Here is a 21,357-nt window from a genome sequence, read left to right as displayed (position 1 = left end):
ATAAGCTAATAGTTATATAATTATGTGACTATCTGATTTGAAGGAGGTAAAGTGTTGCAAACAACAATCGAAATGGAAAAAGCTGCAGTGATTTTAAAATTAATGGGGGATAAAACAAGGTTGACGATGCTGAAATTAATTGATAATCAGGCTTGCTGTGTTTGTGAGTTTGTTGAGATATTTCAAACTAGTCAACCATCCATTAGTCAACATTTACGTAAGCTGAAGGATTTAGGACTGGTTAACGAAGAAAGAAAAGGTCAATGGATATTTTATTTGGTAAATAAAAATAACGAGTATTATTCATTTATTAAACCGATTCTTGATCAACTGCCTAATCAAGATTATAAATTAAATGAACTTGAAGAAAAAGGTACACGAATTTCTTGTTGTTAGATTGGAGGTATTATTTTGTCAACCATGCTTATACTAGCAATATTAATTTTTGTAGCAACACTCGTATTAGTAATTTGGCAGCCAAAGGGATTGAACATTGGCTGGTCTGCAATGGGTGGAGCAATTATTGCTTTATTAGTAGGAGTAGTAGGGTTTAATGATGTCATAGCAGTAACAGAAATGGTTTGGAATGCCACCTTGGCATTTGTTGCTATCATTCTTATTTCCTTAATAATAGATGAGGTAGGGCTATTTGAGTGGGCTGCACTACATATGGCTCGAATTGCAAAAGGTAATGGGATTAGGATGTTTGTTTATATCAGTATTTTAGGTGCAATTGTAGCTGCATTATTTGCAAATGACGGTGCAGCATTAATTCTTACGCCGATTGTTCTTGCGATGGTTAGAAACTTAAATTTCACAGAAAAAATGATCTTTCCGTTTATCATGGCGAGTGGATTTATTGCGGATACTACATCCTTACCATTTATAGTAAGTAACCTAGTTAATATTGTTTCCGCAGATTTTTTTGGAATTGGGTTTGTGGAATATGCTTCTAGAATGATTATTCCCAATCTATTTTCACTAGTTGCCACAATCACTGTATTATTAATTTATTTTAGAAAAAACCTCCCAAGTTCGTATGATATTTCCAAATTAAGTGAACCTAGAGCAGTTATTAAGGATCATAAAATGTTTCGTTTATCATGGTATGTACTTGGCTTATTAGTGATTGGATACTTTACCAGTGATTTTATCAATGTTCCAGTATCTCTAATAGCGGGTGCCATTGCTATATTTTTCGTAATCATGGGTAAACGTAGCCCTGCTGTTCATACAAAAGAGGTTATTAAAGGAGCGCCATGGGATATTGTGTTTTTCTCCATTGGAATGTATGTGGTGGTATATGGATTGGGAAATGCCGGGCTGACATCTGCACTGGCGGATGTTCTTCAAACCGTGTCTGAACAAGGCTTATTTGCCGCAACCATTGGAATGGGCTTTATTGCAGCTTTCCTGTCATCAATCATGAATAATATGCCAACCGTCATGATTGATGCTTTAGCTATTGCTGAAACAAATACTTCCGGTGTATTAAGAGAAGCACTTGTTTATGCTAACGTAGTTGGATCGGATTTAGGTCCAAAAATTACACCAATTGGTTCATTAGCAACCTTAGCTTGGCTCCATGTACTATCTCAAAAAGGAATTAAAATTTCTTGGGGGACTTACTTTAAGACGGGGATTGTTTTAACCATCCCAATTTTGTTTATTACACTTGTAGGCTTATATTTAACGATATTATTATTTTAACGTTACAATTCAACAACTAAATTAAACTATTACTTATATATCCAAAGGAGAATCTATTATGTCTAAAAAAACAATTTACTTCTTATGTACTGGAAATTCTTGTAGAAGCCAAATGGCTGAAGGATGGGCAAAGAAATATCTAGGTGATGAGTGGAACGTGTACAGCGCAGGTATCGAAGCACATGGCTTAAACCCAAATGCTGTAAAAGCTATGAAAGAAGTCGATATTGATATTTCTAATCAAACATCTGATATCATCGACTCTGAAATACTAAATAACGCGGACTTAGCTATTACCCTTTGTGGTGATGCAAAAGATAAATGTCCAGTCACACCGCCTACAGTCAAACGAGAACACTGGGGATTTGATGATCCTGCAAGAGCAGAAGGAACGGAAGAAGAGAAATGGGCGGTTTTCCAGCGTGTTCGTGATGAAATTGGTGATCGAATTAGACGCTTTGCTGAAACAGGAGAGTAACAAAAAACACCAAGAGTTTATAATGAAAATTCTCTTGGTGTTTTTTTATGTTCGTGCTCTAAAATAAATCATCAAGTCTATCAGCTGTTTCTTTTTGCTTATTAGGGAACAGATGACCATATACATCGATTGTCGTCTTTATAGATGCATGTCCAAGTCTTTCTTTAATGGTTGTATAGTCTTCTCTTTGGTGTATCAATAAAGCCACGTGGGAGTGTCTTAAATCATGCTGTCGAATCGGTGTAATTTTTCCACGTTCGCAAATTGTTTTGATTCGTCGGCTAAAAATGTCTTTTGTTGGTGCTTTTTCTCGATATTGAAAAACATGAACATTATTGGTATGTTCTATTGAAAATTTATTTAATAAATTTTTTTGTTTTTCTTTCCATGTGTTAAGTAATTTTAAAAGCTTTGAGTTGATACTGATGCGCCTAATAGAATTTCTTGTTTTGGGCTCCGTTATAATAACTTCTTTATCAATATAAGTAAGTGATTTATATACATTTATTTCACGCCGGAAGCTGTCAATGTCATTCCAATTTAAAGCTAATAATTCACCGCAACGCATGCCTGTTAGATAGGCGACGGTATAATAAGTTTTAAACAGAAATTCATTTTCATCATCAATTAAGGAGATAAATTCCTTGAATTGGTCTGGTGTCCAAAATTTCATTTGTTCTTTATTTAGACTTAGATTTTTAACTCCATTGCATGGGTTAGTGTGAATAACATTTGCCTCTAGAGCTGATTCAAAGACGCGCTTTAAAGTAATCATAATGTTGTTGATTGATTTGTTTCCAAGACCAGAGTTAATTAGTTTTTGTTGATAGTCTTTAATGTCATCTTTCGTAACTTTTTTCAAATTGCTGTTTTTAAACTGTTCTTGTAAATGTTTTTGAATAAGATAACGTTGATTTTGATAATAGTTAGGTTTGGCGTGTAATTTACACTCTTCAAGATAAATTTCAGTAACTGTTTTAAAACTAAGATTCCTTGTACCGATTTCTTTACCGCGATTGTACTTTTGAGATAATTGATAATAAAGATCTTCGGCTTCTTTCTTAGTTTCGACAGTTCTTGTTAACCGCCTACGTTTACCTGTGATTGGGTCAGTACCTATACTAATGTCAACATTATAACTCCCGTGTTTGTTCTTTTTAATAGGCATAGTATGATCACTCCTTTAGGAACTTATGTTCTGTTTTGGCTGTAAAAAAAAACGGACTACTAGATAATCGGTTTATTTTTGTTGTTACTTTAGCTATTGGTTGGTTAAGGAATTCGGAACTAAAAATTAGAGCTTCATTATAGGTTACCTCCTCGAAAATAATAGTTTGGTTGGCTCGTGCCTGAAACAAAAAATATCCAAGAATATATGAAAGTAATATTTCTTTATATTCCATATTGGTATTAATATGGACGATTACTTTACCTTTATGAAATTGAAGAATGCCTTTAACATTACCGAGTTCATTTGAAAAAATTTTTAATTTTAAACGCTTGCATAATTTGTAAATGTCATTTGTTTGGTAGTGTTCTTTTATACTTTGTGTTTCTTCTCTTATATTTTCCTTGGAAAAGATAGTATCACTCCTAGAAATATTTGTAATTTTATCCTTATCATTTTGATATCACATTATATAAAACAATTATTGAATTGTCTATATAATGTGACTTTGTTTATTATATACGGTTAATTTTTGAAAAGGTTTCAAATTATAACATTATTTTCCATCACGTTTCATTTCGTCTACAAATTTCATCCCATTTTTTAATGCCTTTTTTATTAAACGAATAGTTTCTTCATCTAGATTAGCTTCATCGAGGTATATGGTTGGATCGTTATCGTTTTGAACTTCCATAACAACTTCGCTAAAAATACTTTCTAGTTTAGATTTTTTTGCATAAGCTTCTTTGTTTTCGTAATCAGTTAATCCTAATAAATAGTCGGTTGATACATCATATAATTCACTCATTTTTTTCAAAGTTTCTGTATCTGGGTCACGTTTATCTCTCTCATATGCCGATAATGAGATGTTGGATATATTTAATTTGTCTGCGACTTCCATTTGAGTTAGCTTTTTTCTCATTCTTGCTATCCTTAATTTCTCTCCTAAAGTCATTTTTATATTTCTCCATTCTATATTTTAATTCTATATTTTGTGATTTTTATTTCGTGTTTTATATTATATCAGATTGTACATATTCTACATATATTTATACAATCTGTTAAAAATAATATTTATTTACTATTTGTATATTATTTAAACAAAAACTAAATTTAATCATTGACATTTACTCTAAGTACAATTACAATGTAAATATAGTTAAGGATATGTTTTTTAAAAAGGAGGCGAATTAATAATGGAAGCTACCACATTTGAATTTTTAACAGTTAAAGATGTACAAAAGATATTAAAAGTTAAGGAAGCAAAAGCATATCAAATTATTAGAGCTTTAAATAATGAACTTAAAAATGATGGTTATTATGTATTACCAGGAAGAGTTAATAAAGAAAAATTTGAAGAAAGGTTTGTCTATAATAATATTAGCAATTTTTAGTTGTGAAATTCTTTTAGGAGGTGATTCATCGAAAACGAGTTAGTTTTGAAAAAAGAATCATTATTTATAAAGTAAAGGATGGTTGTACATTGAAAACTGAATATAGAAAGAAAGGGTATCTGATAATGATACATTACCAAACACCCAATAAAAATTAGACACTTTTATTATAACATAGTTTGGAATCTGTGTCATGGATACTTAAGTATTAAGTGGATACAACTTTACACTTTTAAAACAGTTGTAGCAGGCTAGAAAAAGCGTGCTAATGGTTATAATGATAACCTACTAGGTTGCCATGACCTTCTTAAAAGTTAGCGACTGATAAGCGCCGTGATGGGTACAGAGCCTAGCGAATATTCGATAATAATAATGATCAAAGATTTATAAAGATATGAATTTTAATTTAAAACTATTAAACTATTAAAGGAGAGATTTTATAATGGAATTTAAAACTGGAATTATACCTGATGAATTAACTTTTGGTGATTTATTTTTTATGGGATTAAAACGTGAGAGAATGTTTTTTGATCGTGATAAGAATCAACGTACTGATATATTAGAAGCTCGTGTTTATAATCTTTCTTCCGCAACTCAAAAAGAACAGATTGAAGTTACGTTACCGGAATATATAGATTTGAAAGAAATTGAATTTAATAAGCAAGTGAAATTAAGAAATCCTGTTATCAAAGCTAGGGCACAAGCCAATGGAAACTTTGCTAATGTCGTCTGGACAGTGGAAGCAGAAGATATTTTGGAGATGGGTGCTAGCTCAAAACAGAATAAAGAGCCTGTAGGTGCAGGTGTGGATAAAAAATAGAGTGATAGCGTGCTAGTTAATTATTAATTAGCACGCTATTATAATTTTTTGGGAAAAATAATATCAAACTTTGATTTTGAGACAGATTTTTAGGTAGTAGGTGATAAAAATTGAATATATAAAAAAGCGCTTTTGGAAATATAGAGGAATTAGGTTAGCGCCTAGTATGCAACATGGTGTATTAAGAGCAGGTCTATCCATATTTATCCCTATTTTCCTTGTGACTCTTTTCCTTTATTGGAAAGACGGTCTGTTTCAAGTGAAACAATGGTTTCAATGGGATGTATTGAAGTCTATTGACATGTGGAACTGGGGTTATATAGGAATAGGGATTTTAATAGCTTTAATTGTTGGGACTGTTGCTGTTGCGATGGTCTATTTTTTGTTTTATGAGCAATTTAAACGTATTTGGCATAGGCAAAAGATAGCGAGAATGTTTATATCTAATAGATTTATAGAAAAGGAGAGTTATAAAACGGAATCCACATGGGGATTATCTGATAAGGTAGTTTCCAAAACAAAGATTACCTATTTTCCACGTGCTTATTATCAAGTTAAAAAGGGTTTTATCTATATACGAATTGCATTAGATATGAGTCGATTTCAGAGAAGATTCCTAGAACTTGGTGAGGAATTGGAAAATGGGTTGTTTTGTGACTTGGTGGAAAGAGAGATAGAAGAAAACTTTATATGTTTTAAATTTCTCTATGATGTGCGTAAGAATCGAATAACTATAAAAGATGTTGTAGTAAAAAATGGTTCTATGAAATTAATGAAACATATCAATTGGAAGTTTGATAATTTACCACACATGCTTATTTCCGGTGGAACTGGTGGAGGGAAAACTTATTTCATATTAACAATGATAGATGCATTGTTTAAGTCTGGTGCAGAGTTAAAAATTTTAGATCCGAAAAATGCAGACTTAGCTGACTTGGAAGCAGTAATGCCAGAAAGAACCGTTTTTAGCAAAAAGGATGGAATCATGATGACATTAAGGAAATCGGTTGAAGGCATGTTGAAACGTTCAGAGGATATGAAACAATTGCCTAATTATAGAACAGGAGAAAACTATGCTTACGTAGGGTTATCTCCTGTTTTTATTGTATTTGATGAATATGTGGCATTTATGGAAATGTTAGATCAAAAGGAAAAAATGCAGGCGTTAGAGTATATGAAACAGTTGGTTATGCTTGGTCGGCAAGCTGGATATTTTATAATTTTGGCTTCGCAGCGACCAGACGCGAAATATCTTGCCGATGGCATCAGAGACCAGTTTAATTTTAGAGTAGCTTTAGGAAAAAACAGTGAAACAGGATATGGGATGATGTTTGGTGATACGGATAAAACTTTTGTGCATAAGTCAATTAAAGGGCGTGGATATGCTGATACAGGAACCTCTGTAATATCGGAGTTTTATACACCCTTAGTACCGAAAGGTTATGATTTTATAAAGCAAATAGGGCATATAGCGCAGGGGCGAGTGAGCGGGGCGACGGCAGTCGCCAACGGCAGTGATTAGCGAGCGTCACACAGTGGGATGCCCGGAGGAGTGAGCGAAGCGAATGACGACTAAAAACCCCCCCTACTCTAACAGGGGGGTAGAGATAATAAAAAACGATGAAAACCCTTTAACAGCAATGATTGACTATTTAAGGGTATCATTCAAAACTCATGATATTGATTTGATATTGGAAAAAGTTGTGCATTTAAAAAAAGACTATATGGAACATAAAGAAAGTGGCTTCTATGGATATATTGGAACTTACCAATTAGATAATATAAAAGTTTTCTATTCTCATAGTTTAGACGAAAGGGGAATTCTAGTTGAAATGTCGGGAAAAGGTTGCCGACAATTTGAATCCTTTTTAAAAGCTAGAAAGAATACGTGGTTCGATTTCTTTCGTGATTGCTTAGAAAATAACGGGAAGTTTCCAAGGTTGGATATTGCGATTGATGATAAAAAAACCTATTTTGAAATACCTATGATTTTGGAAAAAATAAAGCATGGTGAAGCCATATCCCAATTTAGAAAAAGTGATTACAATGGTTCTTTGAATATCGAAGATGGTGATTATAGAGGTACAACGATATATTTTGGGTCGAAGCAGTCTGAGGTTTATTTATGTTTTTATCAAAAAAATTATGAGCAAGCTAATAAGTTTAATGTACCAGTTGAGGAATTCGGAGATTGGAACAGGTATGAATTAAGATTAAAAAATGATAGAGCACACAATGCTATTTTAGGGATATTAGAATATGAGAATTTGTTGCATGTCGCAAAAGGCATTATAAAAAATTATTTGAGATTTGTTGATAGGGGAAATAGTGAGAGTCGCCAATCTTGGGTAACTTCATCTTTTTGGGAAGAATTCCTTTCCGATGTAGAAAAGTTAAGGTTATTTACAAAGCCAGATGACAAGTTCTATGAGAAATCAAAAAATTGGTTTATGAAATACGGTGTTAGAACGATGAAGATGGTAAAGATAGTTGATGACACTTTGGGAACAACTGATTTACAAGATGTAGAAGAAGAGACAGAATTAAATCCAAAACAAGAACATATGATGAAAGTTTATATGGCAAAGATTTTGGATATGGTTGTTTGAGTTCCCCCTTTTTGAGGTAGTGATATTGGCTGGCAGTGTGGTGGCCAAACACCACGAATTTAAACGTAACTTATTATCGCATAGTCATTTATTTTCGAACGATGCTCAAACGATTTTGTCGGTACACTTAATAAAGGCAAGTCAATAATAACTTAATTCCTTTTGAGTATAGTTGACTTGGCGTATGTCAAACACCGACAAAAAAACGGAGATCAAGGGGGAAAAGGTGGAGAATTTTTGAGTGTTCTTCTCAAAAAATACTACCTGAACCTTGATTGTAGTTTAGTGTCTAAATAAAAGAGGAGTGAATAAAATGTTTAGTCTTACTGAACGTTTTAAAAATCTTGGTTTTATTGTCGGTGTTCCAGAGTTGAGGGAGGGAAGATTTACAAAACTCCAACAGGTGTATGTTAAAGATTTAACCAAGCATACTTCTTTAATTATTGAAGGATTTAAGAAAAAAGGTTATTCAACTTATCGCTATACTTTTTATAAGGCAACATATATTAAAGATGGTCTGAAAATAAATGAAAAGGTATATGTTGAAGATGCTTCGCCAAAGGAGGTGTTACGAAAAGTAACATCTTTTTTAAGTTATATTGAAAGGAGATAATTATGGGTGAAAAAAATGAATCCATGAAGAGTCGATTTAAGGGGAAGTTTAGGCAAATAAAAAAACCAGAAAAAGATAGAAGCAGTATTCGCAAAGATCATTCAAAGCGCACTGCTTTTTTTGTTTGGTTATTAATAATTGGTATGTTGTTTCTTGCGACACTATCCATCCTATTATCAATAAATACACGTTCCATATTGAATGAAACAAATCAATTGGTTGAAGCTAGCGAAAATGAGGAAGTGAAAGAGGAAATTCCACATGCTTCAGCAAATGAATTTTTGTCATCCTTTGTCAGAGAGTATATAAATGTTCCAAATGAAGGAGCAGCATTAGAAGAGAGAGCCAATAATTTAAAAGAATACATGGTTTTCAATGAGACATTTAATGATGATAGAAATCCTTTGTATGACTTGGAGGGAGTGAGTGGAACAAGAACATTAAAGACTTTTAATCTCTTTCATATGGAGGATAAGGGTAATACAAGTCTTTATCAGTACAAGGTAACCTTCAAAAATCAAGTAGAGCGAGAAGTAGAAAAAGAGGTTAGAAAAGGAAAGAAGAAGGAGATCAAAAAAGAAACGGAAACAGAAGAAGAAGAGAAAACCTTGTTATTAAATATTCCGATTATCTATGAAAATGGATTATTTAGTGTTTCTGCAATACCTTATTTTACAGAAGTCCCCTCATTGGCTGGAAACATTGAATATGAAAAGGAAGCAATTGGATTAGAGGGATATAACGGAAATGAAGAAGAGAATATTGCCATATTCTTGAATACTTTTTTTGAAAAGTATTCTACTGAACCTATAGAAGAAATGGCATATTTGATGGAAGAACCGCAAACATTAAACGGTTCTTTTTTGTTTGAGGAAATAAGCGATCTGATGATTTATATAGATGGTGAAAATTATAAGGTTTCCTTGGAGGTGATATTTAGAGACGAACTGACCAATATTCAACAAGTCAATCAAGTGGAAATGACTATTTCAAAAAATGAAAATAACTTTTACGTGGAGGAATTTAACTACATTTGATTAGGAGGAAATAAAGAATGGAATTTATGAATGTAATGTTCTTAGCCAGTGCAAATTTACCTACCTTGGATGGAATAGAGAATTGGGGCTTGGAAGTGATACAACAAGCTATTCTATTAATTGTTATCTTTCTTGTAACAAAGCATTTAGCGAAATTTAAAGTCGGGGCTATTATTATTTCTTGTGTAGTAGGTGGAGCAGTTTACTTCATTGTTCGTAACTGGAACACGGTTAGTGGATGGATAGAAGCCTTTATTAATACGCTTTAAAAGAGGGATATTTATGAGAGAGATTTTTAATTACCGTAGAGCATTAAGAGAACCGAAAAAAATTAGGCAAATAACAGATTATTATTATTTGCCTTTTACGATTGAGTTAATACCAGCTATTAATTTTTTGCTTTTTCTTGGATTAATTTTTTTAATAGGCTGGATGATACGTAGGGTATACCCTTATGCGTTTTCTGATACATGGTTTGTTTTTTTAATAGGTATTCCATTATTACTAACTTGGTTAGTAACAAAAATCAAACCTGAAGGTAAAAATATTTATGTGTATATGTACGATTATGTTAAATATCTAGTAGCGATAAAAATCCCGAGAAAAAAGTTTTGCAATGGGGAGGAAGTAGTTTGGATGAATGATAGAAAAATAACATTTAAGCAATGTGTGTGGGTGGTGGATAATAAGAATGGCAAAACTGAAACCAGCAATAAAAACGATAAGAAACAATATGCTCTTAACGAGAATGGGAGACGTGTTCGCGTATTATCGGATAAAGAGTGAATCTATTCCGATACAAAATAAGAAGGTAGTGGAAAACTATAAGCGTAAATGGAGAATGTTCTTTGAGGAAGTAACAGAATATGAGGATTTCCATTTAAAGATGTATCCTCAAGAATTTCGTTTAAGGGAACGTTTTAATGACTTAAGTTTAGATTTATCGAAAGATAGTGAAGATGTTGGGACTTATTATTTGGGAGAAACGGAAAATATCCTAACTTCTCGACTGGGGAATATGACAAAGAATGATTTTATTATTGGGATTAAATTAAAAAATGCATTTGTAAAGCTAGATGAAGGTCTGAAAGAGAATGCTTTCTCTATTTTTTCCAATGTGACAGATGCGTTTGTTAATTTGATTGGGTGGGAACAAAATGTTCCTGCCTCCTTTTTTGAACAATTTGAGGAAATGGAAGATACAGTTTACAAAGTGGTGGCAGGAGTCAATGGTTCACGTTTAGATGAACAAGAATTGATCTACGTTAACCGTTACGATTTTATAAGAGGTCTGAATCATGATGTGGCAGAAGAGATGGAAAATGGAAATTTCAAAGCAATCACAAACACCATTATTGATCCAGGAGAATCATCATGCTTGAAGTTAAGTAGTGAACAGGATGAAGGTTATTTAACTTTTGTTGTGATTGATGAGTTTCCCGATAATATGGCTGAAAGTGATATTTTTTATGAAGCACAATCATTGCCGTTTGAAGTAGGAATAGATTATAAAATTCAAGCCGAAGGAAAAAGTAAAACGAAATTAAAGTTAAATCTAAAAGGGAAGGAATTAAAAGAATCAGCGAATGAACAGGCAATGACAGGAGATTCAATTGATTCATCTGTAGTAGATAGTCATTATTTGATTAGAGACTTACAAGATAAGATAAAAAGTCATGATGTTTCTATGATGAACTGGCTTGCAACGATTGCGGTTACTGGAAGAGATAAAAAAGAATGTTTAACACGAGCTAAACAAGTAGTACGATATTTTAAACAGTTGAATATTATCTGTCGTGTTCCGACTGCCGACCAATTAAGCTTGTTTTATCGAATGCTACCGGCTGAAAAATTGGAAGCAACAGATAGGAATTGGCTGCAACCAACCACACAAAATGGATTAGGAGAAAGTTTATTTGGTGTAAATTCCGATATTGGTTCAAAAATAGGCTTTTTTATTGGATGGGTGGATAGGTTTAATAAGCATAAGGATTTGGAAAGTGCAAAAATGGCAAGTCGTGACCCTGTTTTCTTTCATCCTATGTTAGCGAATCAAAATATAAAAGGGAGCAAATATCGTTCACCACATGTATTAATCACTGGCGATACTGGTGGTGGGAAATCGTATCTTGCAAAGTTATTATTTATCTATGTAACACTACTATATATAAAAGCATTATATATTGATCCAAAAAAAGAGTTTAGAAAATGGATAGATAAAATCATAAACGATAGTATTATTAAGCGTGATTATCCTTTGTTCGTTGAGCATTTGAAAAAGTTTAAGTTTATCACATTGGACTTTGAAGAGAAGGATAACTGGGGAGCATTAGACCCTGTTGCATTTCTTCCATCACACCAAGCAAAGGAATTGATTCAAGATATCTTTTCGGAAGTCTATGATTTTAAAGGGAAAGATGAAATTCACACAGCTTTTTTAAGAGCCATTTCAGAAGTGTTAGAGAGGAAGCAAAAAGGGGAACAAGTTGGTTCTATGCATATTATCGATATTATGAAAGACAGTAAAGAATCATCTGTAGCAAAAGCAGGTGATTTTTTATATGAGGTTGTTTCTGATAGTATTTTGAAATTGTGCATTCATGACGGTTCGAATGCTGCGCTTTCTTTAAATGACCGTATAAGTATCATTGAGATTGAAAATATTGATTTGCCAGAAGCAACAGCAAGTGTAGATACGTATACGAATAGTCAAATGAAATCAAATGCGATTATGTTAGCGCTAGGGAAGTATTGTGAACTGTTTGGAAAACAGGATAAAGATGAAAAAACAGCCGAATTTATTGATGAAGCATGGGTTATTGTTTCTTCACGTCAAGGGAAGAAAGTTGAAAAGAGTATGAAACGTGTTGGGAGGAGTTATAACAATGCGTTGTATTTTATTTCTCAAAGTACGAAAGATGCTTTACGAGAGAAGGAAAATGAAACAGGTAATTTCGGGGTATCATTTGCTTTTGATGAAGAAAACGAACGAACCGATATATTAAAGTGGATGAATATGGAACCAAGTGAAGAAAATATAGAAATGTTGGATAACATGTTGCAAGGGCAGTGTTTAATGAAAGATGTATTTGGTCGAACCTCTAAGATTACTGTCGAATGTCTATTTGAAGAATGGGAAGGGGCATTAGAAACGGTGAATAAATCTGCGGTCGCATATGCAGAAGAAAAATATTTATAAAAAGGAATGGCTATCAAAAAATGGTAGCCATTTTTTAAATATAAAAAGGGAGAGGGAGTGTCTATGAATGACTTATGTAGTAGATGTTGAAAATTGGTTTAGATTTGAGGAAGAATTGGTCGAATTAGAAATGTTTCGTAATAACGAGGAAATCCGTATACAAGCGATTCAGACCGCGAATGACATGAGAGAAGGGGAACTAGGAACATTTGAAATTGTTTCGCATGCTAGAGAGGATGAAAGTTATAAGTTTATTTTCAGCGTGGAAATAGATGAAGATGGAGAGGAAGAAAAAAAGCTATACTATTGTTTCTGCTTTGAGGTGTAATGCCTATAAAAGAGTGGCTATCAGGTGGTAGTCACTTTTTAATCTTTTTAAGAAGGTTGGTGTTGTAAATGATTAGCTTCGATATTTTAAGAAATTTATTAAATGGTCTTAAAAAGCATCATGAGTTTACATGTCATTTAGAAAAAGATGTTGTAAGAAGATTAGAGAAAGATGGGATTCGAAAGGAATCTGATATTGAATATATATCCTATTGTAACGGTGTAATAAATGCATGTGAAACAATACTAATTTTTCTAGAGGAACATGTAAATGTTGAAAAGTAGAAAACTATTTATGACTGTATTTAGTAGTTTAATTTTGTGTGTCCATTTATCAGCTACAACTGTTTTTGCTGAGAATGAAGCAGATAGTGAGGGAAATATTTCTAATCTAATAGAGGTAGACAATCCAATAGGGAAAATGCTAATGGATATATTCGGGGATATTTTAAGTGAAAAATACAAACCACATGAATATATGAACCAGCCAGAAAGTGAAGAGAATATAAAAAAGGGTGGTGTGGAATTAGAAATTAAGAAATATCCTGTTGAGCGTTACATGGTAAATAATGAAGATACCAATGGGATATTTGGATTTAACTTGTATGGCATCAATAACTTTTTTATGGGGATAATTCAGCATGTGGTTATAGTTACGGATTCAAGTTTAGAAAAGCTATTTTCCTTACAGATATTAGATGAATTTGCTGATGACCTGCAGAGTATTTCATATGATATTTATCAAACCTTAAAAGATTATTTTGCTGAATTGTTGTTTGCATTTTTGTGTGGCTACCTTGTCTTTTTGTTCTTTACAAATGGTAATGCGAGGGAGTCTGTAAGAAAATTTCTCTTATTTATTGTTGTTTTGGTTGTTGCTGGATATTGGATGGCTAATGCTAGTTTTCTAATAAAGTCAATGAATGCAATATCGAATGAAACACAAGGGTATTTGGTGAGTGCAGGTAATGGTTTATTGGAGATATTTGAAAATGATAGAGAAGGCGTTTATTCAGCTATTAACGATATTGATGAAGATGACAAATTAAACGGCGCTTTGTCTGTGATGCGTAATGTCTATTTTGATTTAGCGTTAAAAAGACCATATCTTTTAATCAATTATGGTACAACAGAGGAAAATGATATTAATAATAATGATAATGTGAAGAATTTAGGTTTTGGTTTTGATCAATATAATCGTGTTGATAGAATGTTAGCATTTAATTTAAGTTCGGCAGGTTCAGTTTATCGAATAACTCATGCCCATATTGAAGTTAATAAAAATAATAACTCGGCTATGGCATCGGGTGGGTCGTTTAAACAATCAGGTTTAATTTTTTTGACGTTTATTATAGTTATTGCGTTGTCTATACCATTTCTTTTGTTAGGTTTATTAAATTTTGCATTGCAATTGTTAGCAATATTGATTGCCTTAGCATTGCCTTTTGCATTTTTCATTAGTTTTATACCGCAATTTGTAATGAGTGGCTTCAATACATTAGGAAAGCTAGTTACGGTCTTTTTAATAAAAGCGATGCTGGGGATCTTTATATTCATTTCCTATTTATTGACGTTTACCTTGTATAGATTAGTACCACCAGAAGATACTGGAATGTATCTATTACATGTCTTTCTATTAATTCTGCTGTTCTTTTATATCATTGTGAAAAGAAATTCCATTATTCATTTTGTGACAGCAGGGCGAGTTCAATCGATAGATAAAAATATCATGCCAAATATGAATCAATATTATAGTAAGCAATTTAATGATGCGCGAGGAAGAATTAACAAGAGACGTAGTAGAAAGAGACAAAACCCAATGAATAAAGTGGGTGAATCGGATGAATTGTTGGACGATGCAAATACAAATAGAACGAGTATGAAAACGGAAAGAAATAGTGCTTTGAATAGGGAGAGGAAGAATGTTCCACGTACTTCACAAATAAATAAAGAGGAAAATGCTAAAGAAGCTAAGCATGTTGCTCCATTAAAACGTAGAAAACAAAATCTAGATAAGAAGGTGGTTACTGGAAATAATCTAGAGGAAGGAAAAGGTAGAAACAAAGAGGATGTGCAATTTGAACCAATTGGAAAAAATGATCGTGTTAAAAAATCTAAAGAGAATAATGGAGCAGCGGATAGAATTAAGCAAAGTGAAATTTCAAATGTGCAAAGTCTGAAGAGTGCTCGTCGTAAAAAAGCAAGGAATGAAAGACTTCCGTACGGTTCGTATAAAGTGGGAATTGTAAATGATATTGACCCGAGACAAAAATTAAAACCAACTCGAAATAAGCAAAATCTAAACCTAAACCTCAATGGAACAAAGATAGAAAGTTTTAATGATGGTGTGAAACAAAATAAAAATGTTTCTTCTGTAGAAGAAAGTAAAAAAGAAAGAGATATAGATAGAGGAATGTCATAGAAGGCATTTCTCTTTTTTATTTTTATGGAGGTAAAGTATGAATTCGAAATTAGATAAAATACCTGCTGTAAAATTGGTCAGTTGGAAAATGAAAATCTATATAGCTATCTTTATATTGGTTGTCTTTTTATTATTTGGTATGGTTATTCTTTATTTAATTATGTCTAGTAGTACAAGTAATGACATGATAGGGGAACATTTAGAGCAAAAAGAAAATCAAGGAACTACAGATATGTATATTAGTAGGGGTGTCGCTCCCGAGGTGACAAGATACGAAAGTTTCTTTAAAGAGTATACAAAAAAATATGGTATAGAAGAACATACAGATGTTGTAATGGCAATTGCAATGCAAGAATCAGGAGGAAGGTATTTGGATGTTATGCAATCCTCTGAATCTCTTGGGTTGGCACGTAATACCTTAACAGACCCCGAAAAGTCGATTGATCAAGGTGTAAAATACTTTTCCAACGTATTGGAGCAGGCTGGCGGGGATATTGAATTAGCATTGCAGGCTTACAATATGGGACATGGTTTTATAGATTATGCCCAAATATATAATAACGGTAAGTATTCACAAGAATTAGCTTTAGATTTTAGTAATTACATGGCTCGAAAATTAGGGTGGGCAAACTACGGTGACCCTAATTATGTCCAGAATGTTATGCGTTATTTAGAGCAAGGTGACAGTGTTGCTACGTCTAATGGTGACTGGGCTTTTCCATTAAGGGAAATAAGGATAACTAGTGAGTTTGGAGAGAGAACGCATCCAATTACAGGGGAGATTAATAGCTTTCATGGAGGATTAGACTTTGGTTGTACACCTCAAGATGACATATTAGCTGTCGCTAATGGTGATGTGGTAGAAGCGGTTCGTAGTAATGTTGGTTATGGAAATTATGTGACTGTAAAACATGGAGAAAGTGAATTTAGTAGGTATGCACATATGACATCATTCTCTGTTTCAGTTGGTGATAAAGTGTCGCGTGGTGAGTCGTTAGGAAAATGCGGTACAACTGGAAGTAGTACTGGGAATCATTTGCACCTAGAGCACTTGACCAAATTAGGTCAACCACATTCAAAAAAGGTAAACCCTAAAAAAACCTTAGGATTGGAATGATTAAATGAAAAGGTACTGGTTATTAAATGCGGTTGCTGTTTTAGTCATTGGATATTTATTTATAAAAAATGAGAATTATAGAAATGAGTTAAAACAAACGGAAAATAAAATTTCTCAATTAGAATTATCAGAAGAAATCATTCACATTGAAGCTGGTGAAGTAGCAGAAAAATTTATATTGGCTTACTTTAATTTTCAAGGAAAACCGTTAGAAAAAAGTGTTGAAATGTATGTAACTAAAGATGTCTTAAAAGAATTAAATTTTGAATCTAATGAGGAATATGATGAGTTTATAAGTGATATAAACTCGAATGTAAGTAACTTAGACGTATATTTAGGTGAATTCGTACAAGAAAAGCAAAAAGTGCTGGGTGTTTTTGTAAATCAAATTGATCTGGGTAATACAGAAAGTAAAGTTAATTCATTTATTGAATTAGACTTAGAGAATATAGGTGGGGAATGGCGTATTGTAGATTTTAACTTTTTTCAATATTAGTTCTATGTTATCATAGGTTAACTAATTATAACTCTAATGGCGGTGATTTTATTGTATAAACACATGTTAAAAATGAGTTTGTTGATGACTTTATTAACAGTGTTTGTAGGATGTGGAATTGTAGATGGAAAAGGTAATGATTTAACCTATGAAGAATTAGTTAACTTAACTATTGAAGAATTTGAATCGGATATGCCAGAATTTGGCGATTCGGATTATGAATTTTATAATATAGACTATGGAGACGATTTGAGAAGTAATTCTGATATAAAAATTTGGAAAAATGAAAAATATGTTGAATTAGTTGTTTATGACCAAAGTGAAGATTTTACGCGTACACGATATTATGAAATAGGTGATGATGGACTAAGGAATGTAAATGGTCACCCAGATATCGATTTTGATTCTATAAAAGAAAAAGAACCCGATTATATCGAAAAGCAAGGGAAAGTTATAAAAGAGTGAAAGCAATGAATTTGCATAACAATTGTTTAATGTACTTAATTTAGAACATCGTTAAAGTGTAGTTATTTAGTATCTCATTTATTGTTATAATCATCATAATTCGGGTACAAATAAATATTTGATCAGAAAAGAAGGTATATAGTCTCATTATGTAGAAATATATATTATAGAAAATTTTGGGAGATGAGTATTAATGGCAAATGTCGTTTTTTTTAGTTTCAAGGAAGAAGATAGAGGCGTGGTTTTAACTATAAAGGGTAGAGCGACTAACCCAAAGTATCCGTCATTAGATTTTCGAGTTAGGGATTTGTTAAAGCGTTGGAATACGGAAGATGAAGCTACTATAAAACAAGCTATCTCAAAAACGATAAAAGGTACCTCAAGGACGATTGTATTTGTTGGGGAGGATACTCATAAAAGTTATTGGGTGCCACATGAAGTTCGAATGACATTAGATGCTGGGAAACCTGTATATGCGATTAGGTTAAATGGTACAGAAGGTAAAGTTCCTAAATGTTTATCAGAAAATAACATTCATGTTTATAACTGGAGTGAGAAAAAACTTCAAGACCTAGCAACCCGTTAATGTAGATTGGTAAGCTCCTTACACGGAGCTTTTTATTTTTTATTATAAGGAGTAATTATATGAAAAGAAATAATAAATGCTTTGTCATTATGGGGTATGGTATAAAAACTGATTTATCTACAGGTAGAGAGTTAAACTTAGATAAAACATATAAAAACATCATTAAGCCAGCAGCTGAAGAAGCTGGTTTAGAATGTATAAGAGCTGATGAAGTTAAGCATTCAGGAACAATAGATGTACCAATGTATAATTTATTGATAAATGCAGACGTTGTAATAGCTGATCTATCTACGAATAATTCAAATGCATTTTATGAATTAGGGGTAAGACATGCTTTAAGACCTAAAACAACTATTGCTATTGCGGAAAACGATTTAAAGCCTCCTTTTGATGTGGATCATACAGTGATTCGCAAATATGAACATCTAGGAAAAGACATAGGTTATGATGAGGCTCTAAGATTTAAGAATGAACTTATTGATACTATAAAAGTTATATTAGATACACAGGAGATAGATAGTCCGGTTTATACATATTTAAAGGGCTTAAAACCTCCTACAATTGAAGAAACAGGAGAAAATACAGAAGAACCTGGTAGTGATGGTTTAAAAGATACATTAGGAAATATTATCGAGAGTGCTATACGGCATCTGGACAAAGATGAGTTTATTGAAGCAAAATCATTACTTAAGCATGCAAATACAATTGATCCTAATAATGAATATATATTGCAAAAACTTGCACTAGCTACATATAAAAGTAAATATCCCAGTCATATAGAGGCTTTGAAGGAAGCTTTAGAAATTGTAGAGTCATTAAATCCAGAAAAGACGACAGACCCTGAAACATTAGGTCTTTCTGGTGCAATAAATAAACGTTTGTGGGAGGAATTAAATGAAAAAACATACTTGCAGAAATCAATATCAAATTACGAAAAAGGATTTTATATTAAAAATGATTATTATAACGGCATTAATTTAGCATATTTATACAACGTACAAGCAAGTATTGAAGAAGAGTTTAACCAAGCTATAACTGACTATATTATTGCAAATAGAATTAGAGAAAAAGTAATTTCTATTTGCAAGGAATTATACGAACAGGGCAATTTTAATGAAAGAAGTGATAAATATTGGATTGTGGCTACTTTAGAAGAGGCGTATTTTGCGGTAGGCAATTTAGAAAAGTACGAGCATTTTAAAAAGGCTGCAACCTCTATAGCTACAGATAATTGGGAAAGAAAAACCACCGAATCACAGATAGTAAAGCTAAATGAACTCCTTGAGAAATCACCTATTAAAAAAATGTGATTTATGTGAGGTGTTTGGTTAGTTGACCAAGGAATTATTATCATTGTTTCCCATTCCTGTCACCTCCTATAAATATCAATAGAAATACAGAAATAAAATTGTGTTGAATAAATAAGAATTCAATAAAGCTAAAAAAGATTAATAGGTGATTGTATAATATGAATGAAGAAGACTATATTAATCAACGATTAGAATATCAAATTAATTGGTATGATAAAAAGAGCATAAGCTGCCAAAAAAAATACAAGTGGTTAAAAAGGTTAGAAATACTATTTGCAACGGCAATACCTGTAGTTATTAGTATTGGTCCTAATACAATAATCGTTTCTGTTTTAGGTGGTAGTATTGCTTTTATTGAAGGTTGGCTATCACTATCTAAATATCATGAAAATTGGATTGAATATCGGAGTATTTGTGAATTACTTAGGCAAGAAAAATATATGTTTTTGACCAAATCAGGAATATATACTTCTGACCATACGCTTAATTATTTAGTGGAACGTGTTGAGAGTATTGTTTCCAAGGAAAATGTAAACTGGGCAAACTTACACTCTGAAAAGGGTGTATAACAAGGTAAACCTCTCATAATAATATGCAATGCTCTATTAATCCGAAAACGGACGGTTGTTAAACGATTTAGGTAAAAATGATTAAACTCTATTAAAAAAAATGTTGACTTGTAAAAATAAACATGGTAATATTTTAAACCGTACGACAAAAACACTTGTTGTTCTGACGTACGGTTTCTATTTTATGTTTTTACTCCTTTTTTACTCCAAAAGGAATTAAAAAAACTATAAAAATATAAAAGTGATATAATTAGATGTACTTTTAATAAGGTATTGTGACTGGTAACGTCATTTCACGTTATTGAGGGCCTAGTGGGTGAATAACCCGTGGAGGTTCAAGTCCTCTCGACCGCATCATTTATATGACAGACATTTTTATGCGCCCGTAGCTCAATTGGATAGAGCGTTTGACTACGGATCAAGAGGTTAGGGGTTCGACTCCTCTCGGGCGCGCCATTACGGGAAGTAGCTCAGCTTGGTAGAGCACTTGGTTTGGGACCAAGGGGTCGCAGGTTCGAATCCTGTCTTCCCGACCAGTGATGTATTAAAGTATAATTTTATCTTGCGGGTGTAGTTTAGTGGTAAAACCTCAGCCTTCCAAGCTGATGATGAGGGTTCGATTCCCTTCACCCGCTCCAACTTACTATTTATGTGGGCCTGTAGCTCAGCTGGTTAGAGCGCACGCCTGATAAGCGTGAGGTCGGTGGTTCGAGTCCACTCAGGCCCATTCATCTTTTTTATAAAAAGGTGTTGACATCTCTTCTGAAAGGTGTTACAGTATAAAAGTTGTCGAAAACAGAGGAATATTTCGAATGAAAAATATTTTAAAAAAGTTATTGACAACAACTTGTAAGATGTGATAAATTAATAAAGTCGCTCCAAAAGAACGACAAACAAATTTGCTCTTTGAAAACTGAACAAAACAACCAGTATGTCAAGAAAAAAGAAAACTCGTTTTTCTTTTTAAAACAAGTAGAAGTCAGCTTCTACAACAGCTAAGTATTACAAACACTTTTATGGAGAGTTTGATCTTGGCT

General features: G+C 32.7%; 23 protein-coding genes and 4 tRNA genes. 25 read left to right on the top strand and 2 right to left on the bottom strand.

Annotated features, from left to right (window positions below; genetic code table 11):
* The first annotated feature begins 51 nt into the window (after window positions 1-51).
* The 3 genes from F1560_RS20800 to arsC are packed head-to-tail and all read left to right on the top strand — an operon-like array spanning window position 52 to window position 2,188.
* On the top strand, window positions 52-396 hold the full coding sequence (locus tag F1560_RS20800; RefSeq protein WP_149476540.1) for an ArsR/SmtB family transcription factor: 345 nt from the start codon (window positions 52-54) through the stop codon (window positions 394-396).
* Window positions 397-420: 24 nt separating this feature from the next.
* Window positions 421-1,710, top strand: coding sequence for an arsenic transporter (locus F1560_RS20795; RefSeq protein WP_149476583.1), 1,290 nt, complete (start codon window positions 421-423; stop codon window positions 1,708-1,710).
* Window positions 1,711-1,768: 58 nt separating this feature from the next.
* Entirely contained in the window at window positions 1,769-2,188 is a 420-nt protein-coding gene (gene arsC, locus F1560_RS20790) for an arsenate reductase (thioredoxin) (protein WP_149476539.1), read from the top strand.
* Between the two features lie 58 nt (window positions 2,189-2,246).
* Here arsC and F1560_RS20785 read toward each other — a convergent pair whose 3' ends face one another.
* Window positions 2,247-3,356, bottom strand: a complete 1,110-nt coding sequence (locus F1560_RS20785; protein ID WP_149476538.1) for a tyrosine-type recombinase/integrase — start codon at window positions 3,354-3,356, stop codon at window positions 2,247-2,249.
* 556 nt (window positions 3,357-3,912) lie between these two features.
* The gene (locus F1560_RS20780) at window positions 3,913-4,311 is read right to left on the bottom strand and encodes a helix-turn-helix domain-containing protein (RefSeq protein WP_149476537.1); all 399 of its coding nucleotides are present in this window, start codon (window positions 4,309-4,311) and stop codon (window positions 3,913-3,915) included.
* A 241-nt stretch (window positions 4,312-4,552) separates the two neighbouring features.
* Here F1560_RS20780 and xis point away from each other — a divergent pair, with 241 nt between their 5' ends.
* The 22 genes from xis to F1560_RS20670 all read left to right on the top strand — a co-directional run bounded on the left by xis (window position 4,553) and on the right by F1560_RS20670 (window position 21,047).
* Complete coding sequence (gene xis / locus F1560_RS20775; protein ID WP_149476536.1) at window positions 4,553-4,750, top strand: ICEBs1 excisionase; 198 nt, start codon at window positions 4,553-4,555, stop codon at window positions 4,748-4,750.
* 442 nt (window positions 4,751-5,192) lie between these two features.
* Entirely contained in the window at window positions 5,193-5,570 is a 378-nt protein-coding gene (locus F1560_RS20770; protein WP_149476535.1) for a DUF961 family protein, read from the top strand.
* Window positions 5,571-5,736: 166 nt separating this feature from the next.
* Window positions 5,737-7,092 carry an FtsK/SpoIIIE domain-containing protein gene (locus tag F1560_RS20765; protein ID WP_149476534.1) on the top strand — a complete coding sequence of 452 codons (1,356 nt, stop codon included), beginning with the start codon at window positions 5,737-5,739 and terminating at the stop codon, window positions 7,090-7,092.
* A gap of 43 nt (window positions 7,093-7,135) precedes the next feature.
* A complete protein-coding gene (locus tag F1560_RS20760) occupies window positions 7,136-8,179 on the top strand; it encodes a replication initiation factor domain-containing protein (RefSeq protein ID WP_149476533.1) in 1,044 nt (347 codons plus the stop codon).
* A 313-nt stretch (window positions 8,180-8,492) separates the two neighbouring features.
* Window positions 8,493-8,792, top strand: coding sequence for a hypothetical protein (locus F1560_RS20755; protein ID WP_245347879.1), 300 nt, complete (start codon window positions 8,493-8,495; stop codon window positions 8,790-8,792).
* A 2-nt stretch (window positions 8,793-8,794) separates the two neighbouring features.
* Window positions 8,795-9,829 (top strand): conjugal transfer protein, encoded by a 1,035-nt coding sequence (locus F1560_RS20750; protein ID WP_149476532.1) that lies wholly within the window; start codon window positions 8,795-8,797, stop codon window positions 9,827-9,829.
* Between the two features lie 17 nt (window positions 9,830-9,846).
* Window positions 9,847-10,098: a TcpD family membrane protein gene (locus F1560_RS20745; RefSeq protein ID WP_149476531.1), complete on the top strand. Its 252-nt coding sequence runs from the start codon at window positions 9,847-9,849 to the stop codon at window positions 10,096-10,098.
* A 13-nt stretch (window positions 10,099-10,111) separates the two neighbouring features.
* Window positions 10,112-10,615, top strand: coding sequence for a conjugal transfer protein (locus F1560_RS20740; RefSeq protein ID WP_149476530.1), 504 nt, complete (start codon window positions 10,112-10,114; stop codon window positions 10,613-10,615).
* Complete coding sequence (locus F1560_RS20735; RefSeq protein ID WP_245347878.1) at window positions 10,521-13,028, top strand: ATP-binding protein; 2,508 nt, start codon at window positions 10,521-10,523, stop codon at window positions 13,026-13,028. Before F1560_RS20740 ends, F1560_RS20735 begins: the two co-directional genes overlap by 95 nt.
* A gap of 67 nt (window positions 13,029-13,095) precedes the next feature.
* Window positions 13,096-13,356: a hypothetical protein gene (locus tag F1560_RS20730; protein ID WP_149476529.1), complete on the top strand. Its 261-nt coding sequence runs from the start codon at window positions 13,096-13,098 to the stop codon at window positions 13,354-13,356.
* 68 nt (window positions 13,357-13,424) lie between these two features.
* The gene (locus tag F1560_RS20725; RefSeq protein WP_149476528.1) at window positions 13,425-13,640 is read left to right on the top strand and encodes a hypothetical protein; all 216 of its coding nucleotides are present in this window, start codon (window positions 13,425-13,427) and stop codon (window positions 13,638-13,640) included.
* A complete protein-coding gene (locus F1560_RS20720; protein ID WP_149476527.1) occupies window positions 13,627-15,777 on the top strand; it encodes a CD3337/EF1877 family mobilome membrane protein in 2,151 nt (716 codons plus the stop codon). The genes F1560_RS20725 and F1560_RS20720 overlap by 14 nt, the downstream gene beginning before the upstream one ends.
* Window positions 15,778-15,814: 37 nt before the next feature.
* Complete coding sequence (locus F1560_RS20715) at window positions 15,815-16,894, top strand: lysozyme family protein (protein WP_149476526.1); 1,080 nt, start codon at window positions 15,815-15,817, stop codon at window positions 16,892-16,894.
* A 4-nt stretch (window positions 16,895-16,898) separates the two neighbouring features.
* Window positions 16,899-17,390 carry a hypothetical protein gene (locus F1560_RS20710; RefSeq protein ID WP_149476525.1) on the top strand — a complete coding sequence of 164 codons (492 nt, stop codon included), beginning with the start codon at window positions 16,899-16,901 and terminating at the stop codon, window positions 17,388-17,390.
* Window positions 17,391-17,474: 84 nt separating this feature from the next.
* On the top strand, window positions 17,475-17,855 hold the full coding sequence (locus tag F1560_RS20705) for a hypothetical protein (RefSeq protein ID WP_149476524.1): 381 nt from the start codon (window positions 17,475-17,477) through the stop codon (window positions 17,853-17,855).
* Window positions 17,856-18,048: 193 nt separating this feature from the next.
* Window positions 18,049-18,441: a TIR domain-containing protein gene (locus F1560_RS20700; protein WP_149476523.1), complete on the top strand. Its 393-nt coding sequence runs from the start codon at window positions 18,049-18,051 to the stop codon at window positions 18,439-18,441.
* A gap of 59 nt (window positions 18,442-18,500) precedes the next feature.
* Window positions 18,501-19,751 (top strand): TRAFs-binding domain-containing protein, encoded by a 1,251-nt coding sequence (locus F1560_RS20695; RefSeq protein WP_245347877.1) that lies wholly within the window; start codon window positions 18,501-18,503, stop codon window positions 19,749-19,751.
* Window positions 19,752-19,909: 158 nt separating this feature from the next.
* The gene (locus F1560_RS20690) at window positions 19,910-20,320 is read left to right on the top strand and encodes a DUF4231 domain-containing protein (RefSeq protein WP_149476522.1); all 411 of its coding nucleotides are present in this window, start codon (window positions 19,910-19,912) and stop codon (window positions 20,318-20,320) included.
* 379 nt (window positions 20,321-20,699) lie between these two features.
* Window positions 20,700-20,776, top strand: a tRNA-Arg gene (locus F1560_RS20685).
* Window positions 20,777-20,779: 3 nt separating this feature from the next.
* Window positions 20,780-20,856 (top strand) — tRNA-Pro (locus F1560_RS20680).
* Window positions 20,857-20,884: 28 nt separating this feature from the next.
* Window positions 20,885-20,958: transfer RNA gene (locus F1560_RS20675), tRNA-Gly, on the top strand.
* A gap of 15 nt (window positions 20,959-20,973) precedes the next feature.
* Window positions 20,974-21,047, top strand: a tRNA-Ile gene (locus F1560_RS20670).
* Window positions 21,048-21,357 lie beyond the last annotated feature (310 nt).

The sequence above is a fragment of the Oceanobacillus polygoni genome (genome assembly GCF_008304605.1).
Taxonomy (GTDB): domain Bacteria; phylum Bacillota; class Bacilli; order Bacillales; family Amphibacillaceae; genus Oceanobacillus; species Oceanobacillus polygoni.
This window is presented reverse-complemented; position numbering and strand designations above follow the sequence as displayed.

Coding starts and splice junctions, on each gene's coding strand:
- F1560_RS20795 (WP_149476583.1), top strand. CDS start 421: ATGCTTATACTAGCAATATTAATTTTTGTAGCAACACTCGTATTAGTA.
- arsC (WP_149476539.1), top strand. CDS start 1,769: ATGTCTAAAAAAACAATTTACTTCTTATGTACTGGAAATTCTTGTAGA.
- F1560_RS20785 (WP_149476538.1), bottom strand. CDS start 3,356: ATGCCTATTAAAAAGAACAAACACGGGAGTTATAATGTTGACATTAGT.
- F1560_RS20780 (WP_149476537.1), bottom strand. CDS start 4,311: ATGACTTTAGGAGAGAAATTAAGGATAGCAAGAATGAGAAAAAAGCTA.
- xis (WP_149476536.1), top strand. CDS start 4,553: ATGGAAGCTACCACATTTGAATTTTTAACAGTTAAAGATGTACAAAAG.
- F1560_RS20770 (WP_149476535.1), top strand. CDS start 5,193: ATGGAATTTAAAACTGGAATTATACCTGATGAATTAACTTTTGGTGAT.
- F1560_RS20765 (WP_149476534.1), top strand. CDS start 5,737: ATGCAACATGGTGTATTAAGAGCAGGTCTATCCATATTTATCCCTATT.
- F1560_RS20760 (WP_149476533.1), top strand. CDS start 7,136: ATGACGACTAAAAACCCCCCCTACTCTAACAGGGGGGTAGAGATAATA.
- F1560_RS20755 (WP_245347879.1), top strand. CDS start 8,493: ATGTTTAGTCTTACTGAACGTTTTAAAAATCTTGGTTTTATTGTCGGT.
- F1560_RS20750 (WP_149476532.1), top strand. CDS start 8,795: ATGGGTGAAAAAAATGAATCCATGAAGAGTCGATTTAAGGGGAAGTTT.
- F1560_RS20745 (WP_149476531.1), top strand. CDS start 9,847: ATGGAATTTATGAATGTAATGTTCTTAGCCAGTGCAAATTTACCTACC.
- F1560_RS20740 (WP_149476530.1), top strand. CDS start 10,112: ATGAGAGAGATTTTTAATTACCGTAGAGCATTAAGAGAACCGAAAAAA.
- F1560_RS20735 (WP_245347878.1), top strand. CDS start 10,521: ATGGCAAAACTGAAACCAGCAATAAAAACGATAAGAAACAATATGCTC.
- F1560_RS20730 (WP_149476529.1), top strand. CDS start 13,096: ATGACTTATGTAGTAGATGTTGAAAATTGGTTTAGATTTGAGGAAGAA.
- F1560_RS20725 (WP_149476528.1), top strand. CDS start 13,425: ATGATTAGCTTCGATATTTTAAGAAATTTATTAAATGGTCTTAAAAAG.
- F1560_RS20720 (WP_149476527.1), top strand. CDS start 13,627: ATGTTGAAAAGTAGAAAACTATTTATGACTGTATTTAGTAGTTTAATT.
- F1560_RS20715 (WP_149476526.1), top strand. CDS start 15,815: ATGAATTCGAAATTAGATAAAATACCTGCTGTAAAATTGGTCAGTTGG.
- F1560_RS20710 (WP_149476525.1), top strand. CDS start 16,899: ATGAAAAGGTACTGGTTATTAAATGCGGTTGCTGTTTTAGTCATTGGA.
- F1560_RS20705 (WP_149476524.1), top strand. CDS start 17,475: ATGACTTTATTAACAGTGTTTGTAGGATGTGGAATTGTAGATGGAAAA.
- F1560_RS20700 (WP_149476523.1), top strand. CDS start 18,049: ATGGCAAATGTCGTTTTTTTTAGTTTCAAGGAAGAAGATAGAGGCGTG.
- F1560_RS20695 (WP_245347877.1), top strand. CDS start 18,501: ATGAAAAGAAATAATAAATGCTTTGTCATTATGGGGTATGGTATAAAA.
- F1560_RS20690 (WP_149476522.1), top strand. CDS start 19,910: ATGAATGAAGAAGACTATATTAATCAACGATTAGAATATCAAATTAAT.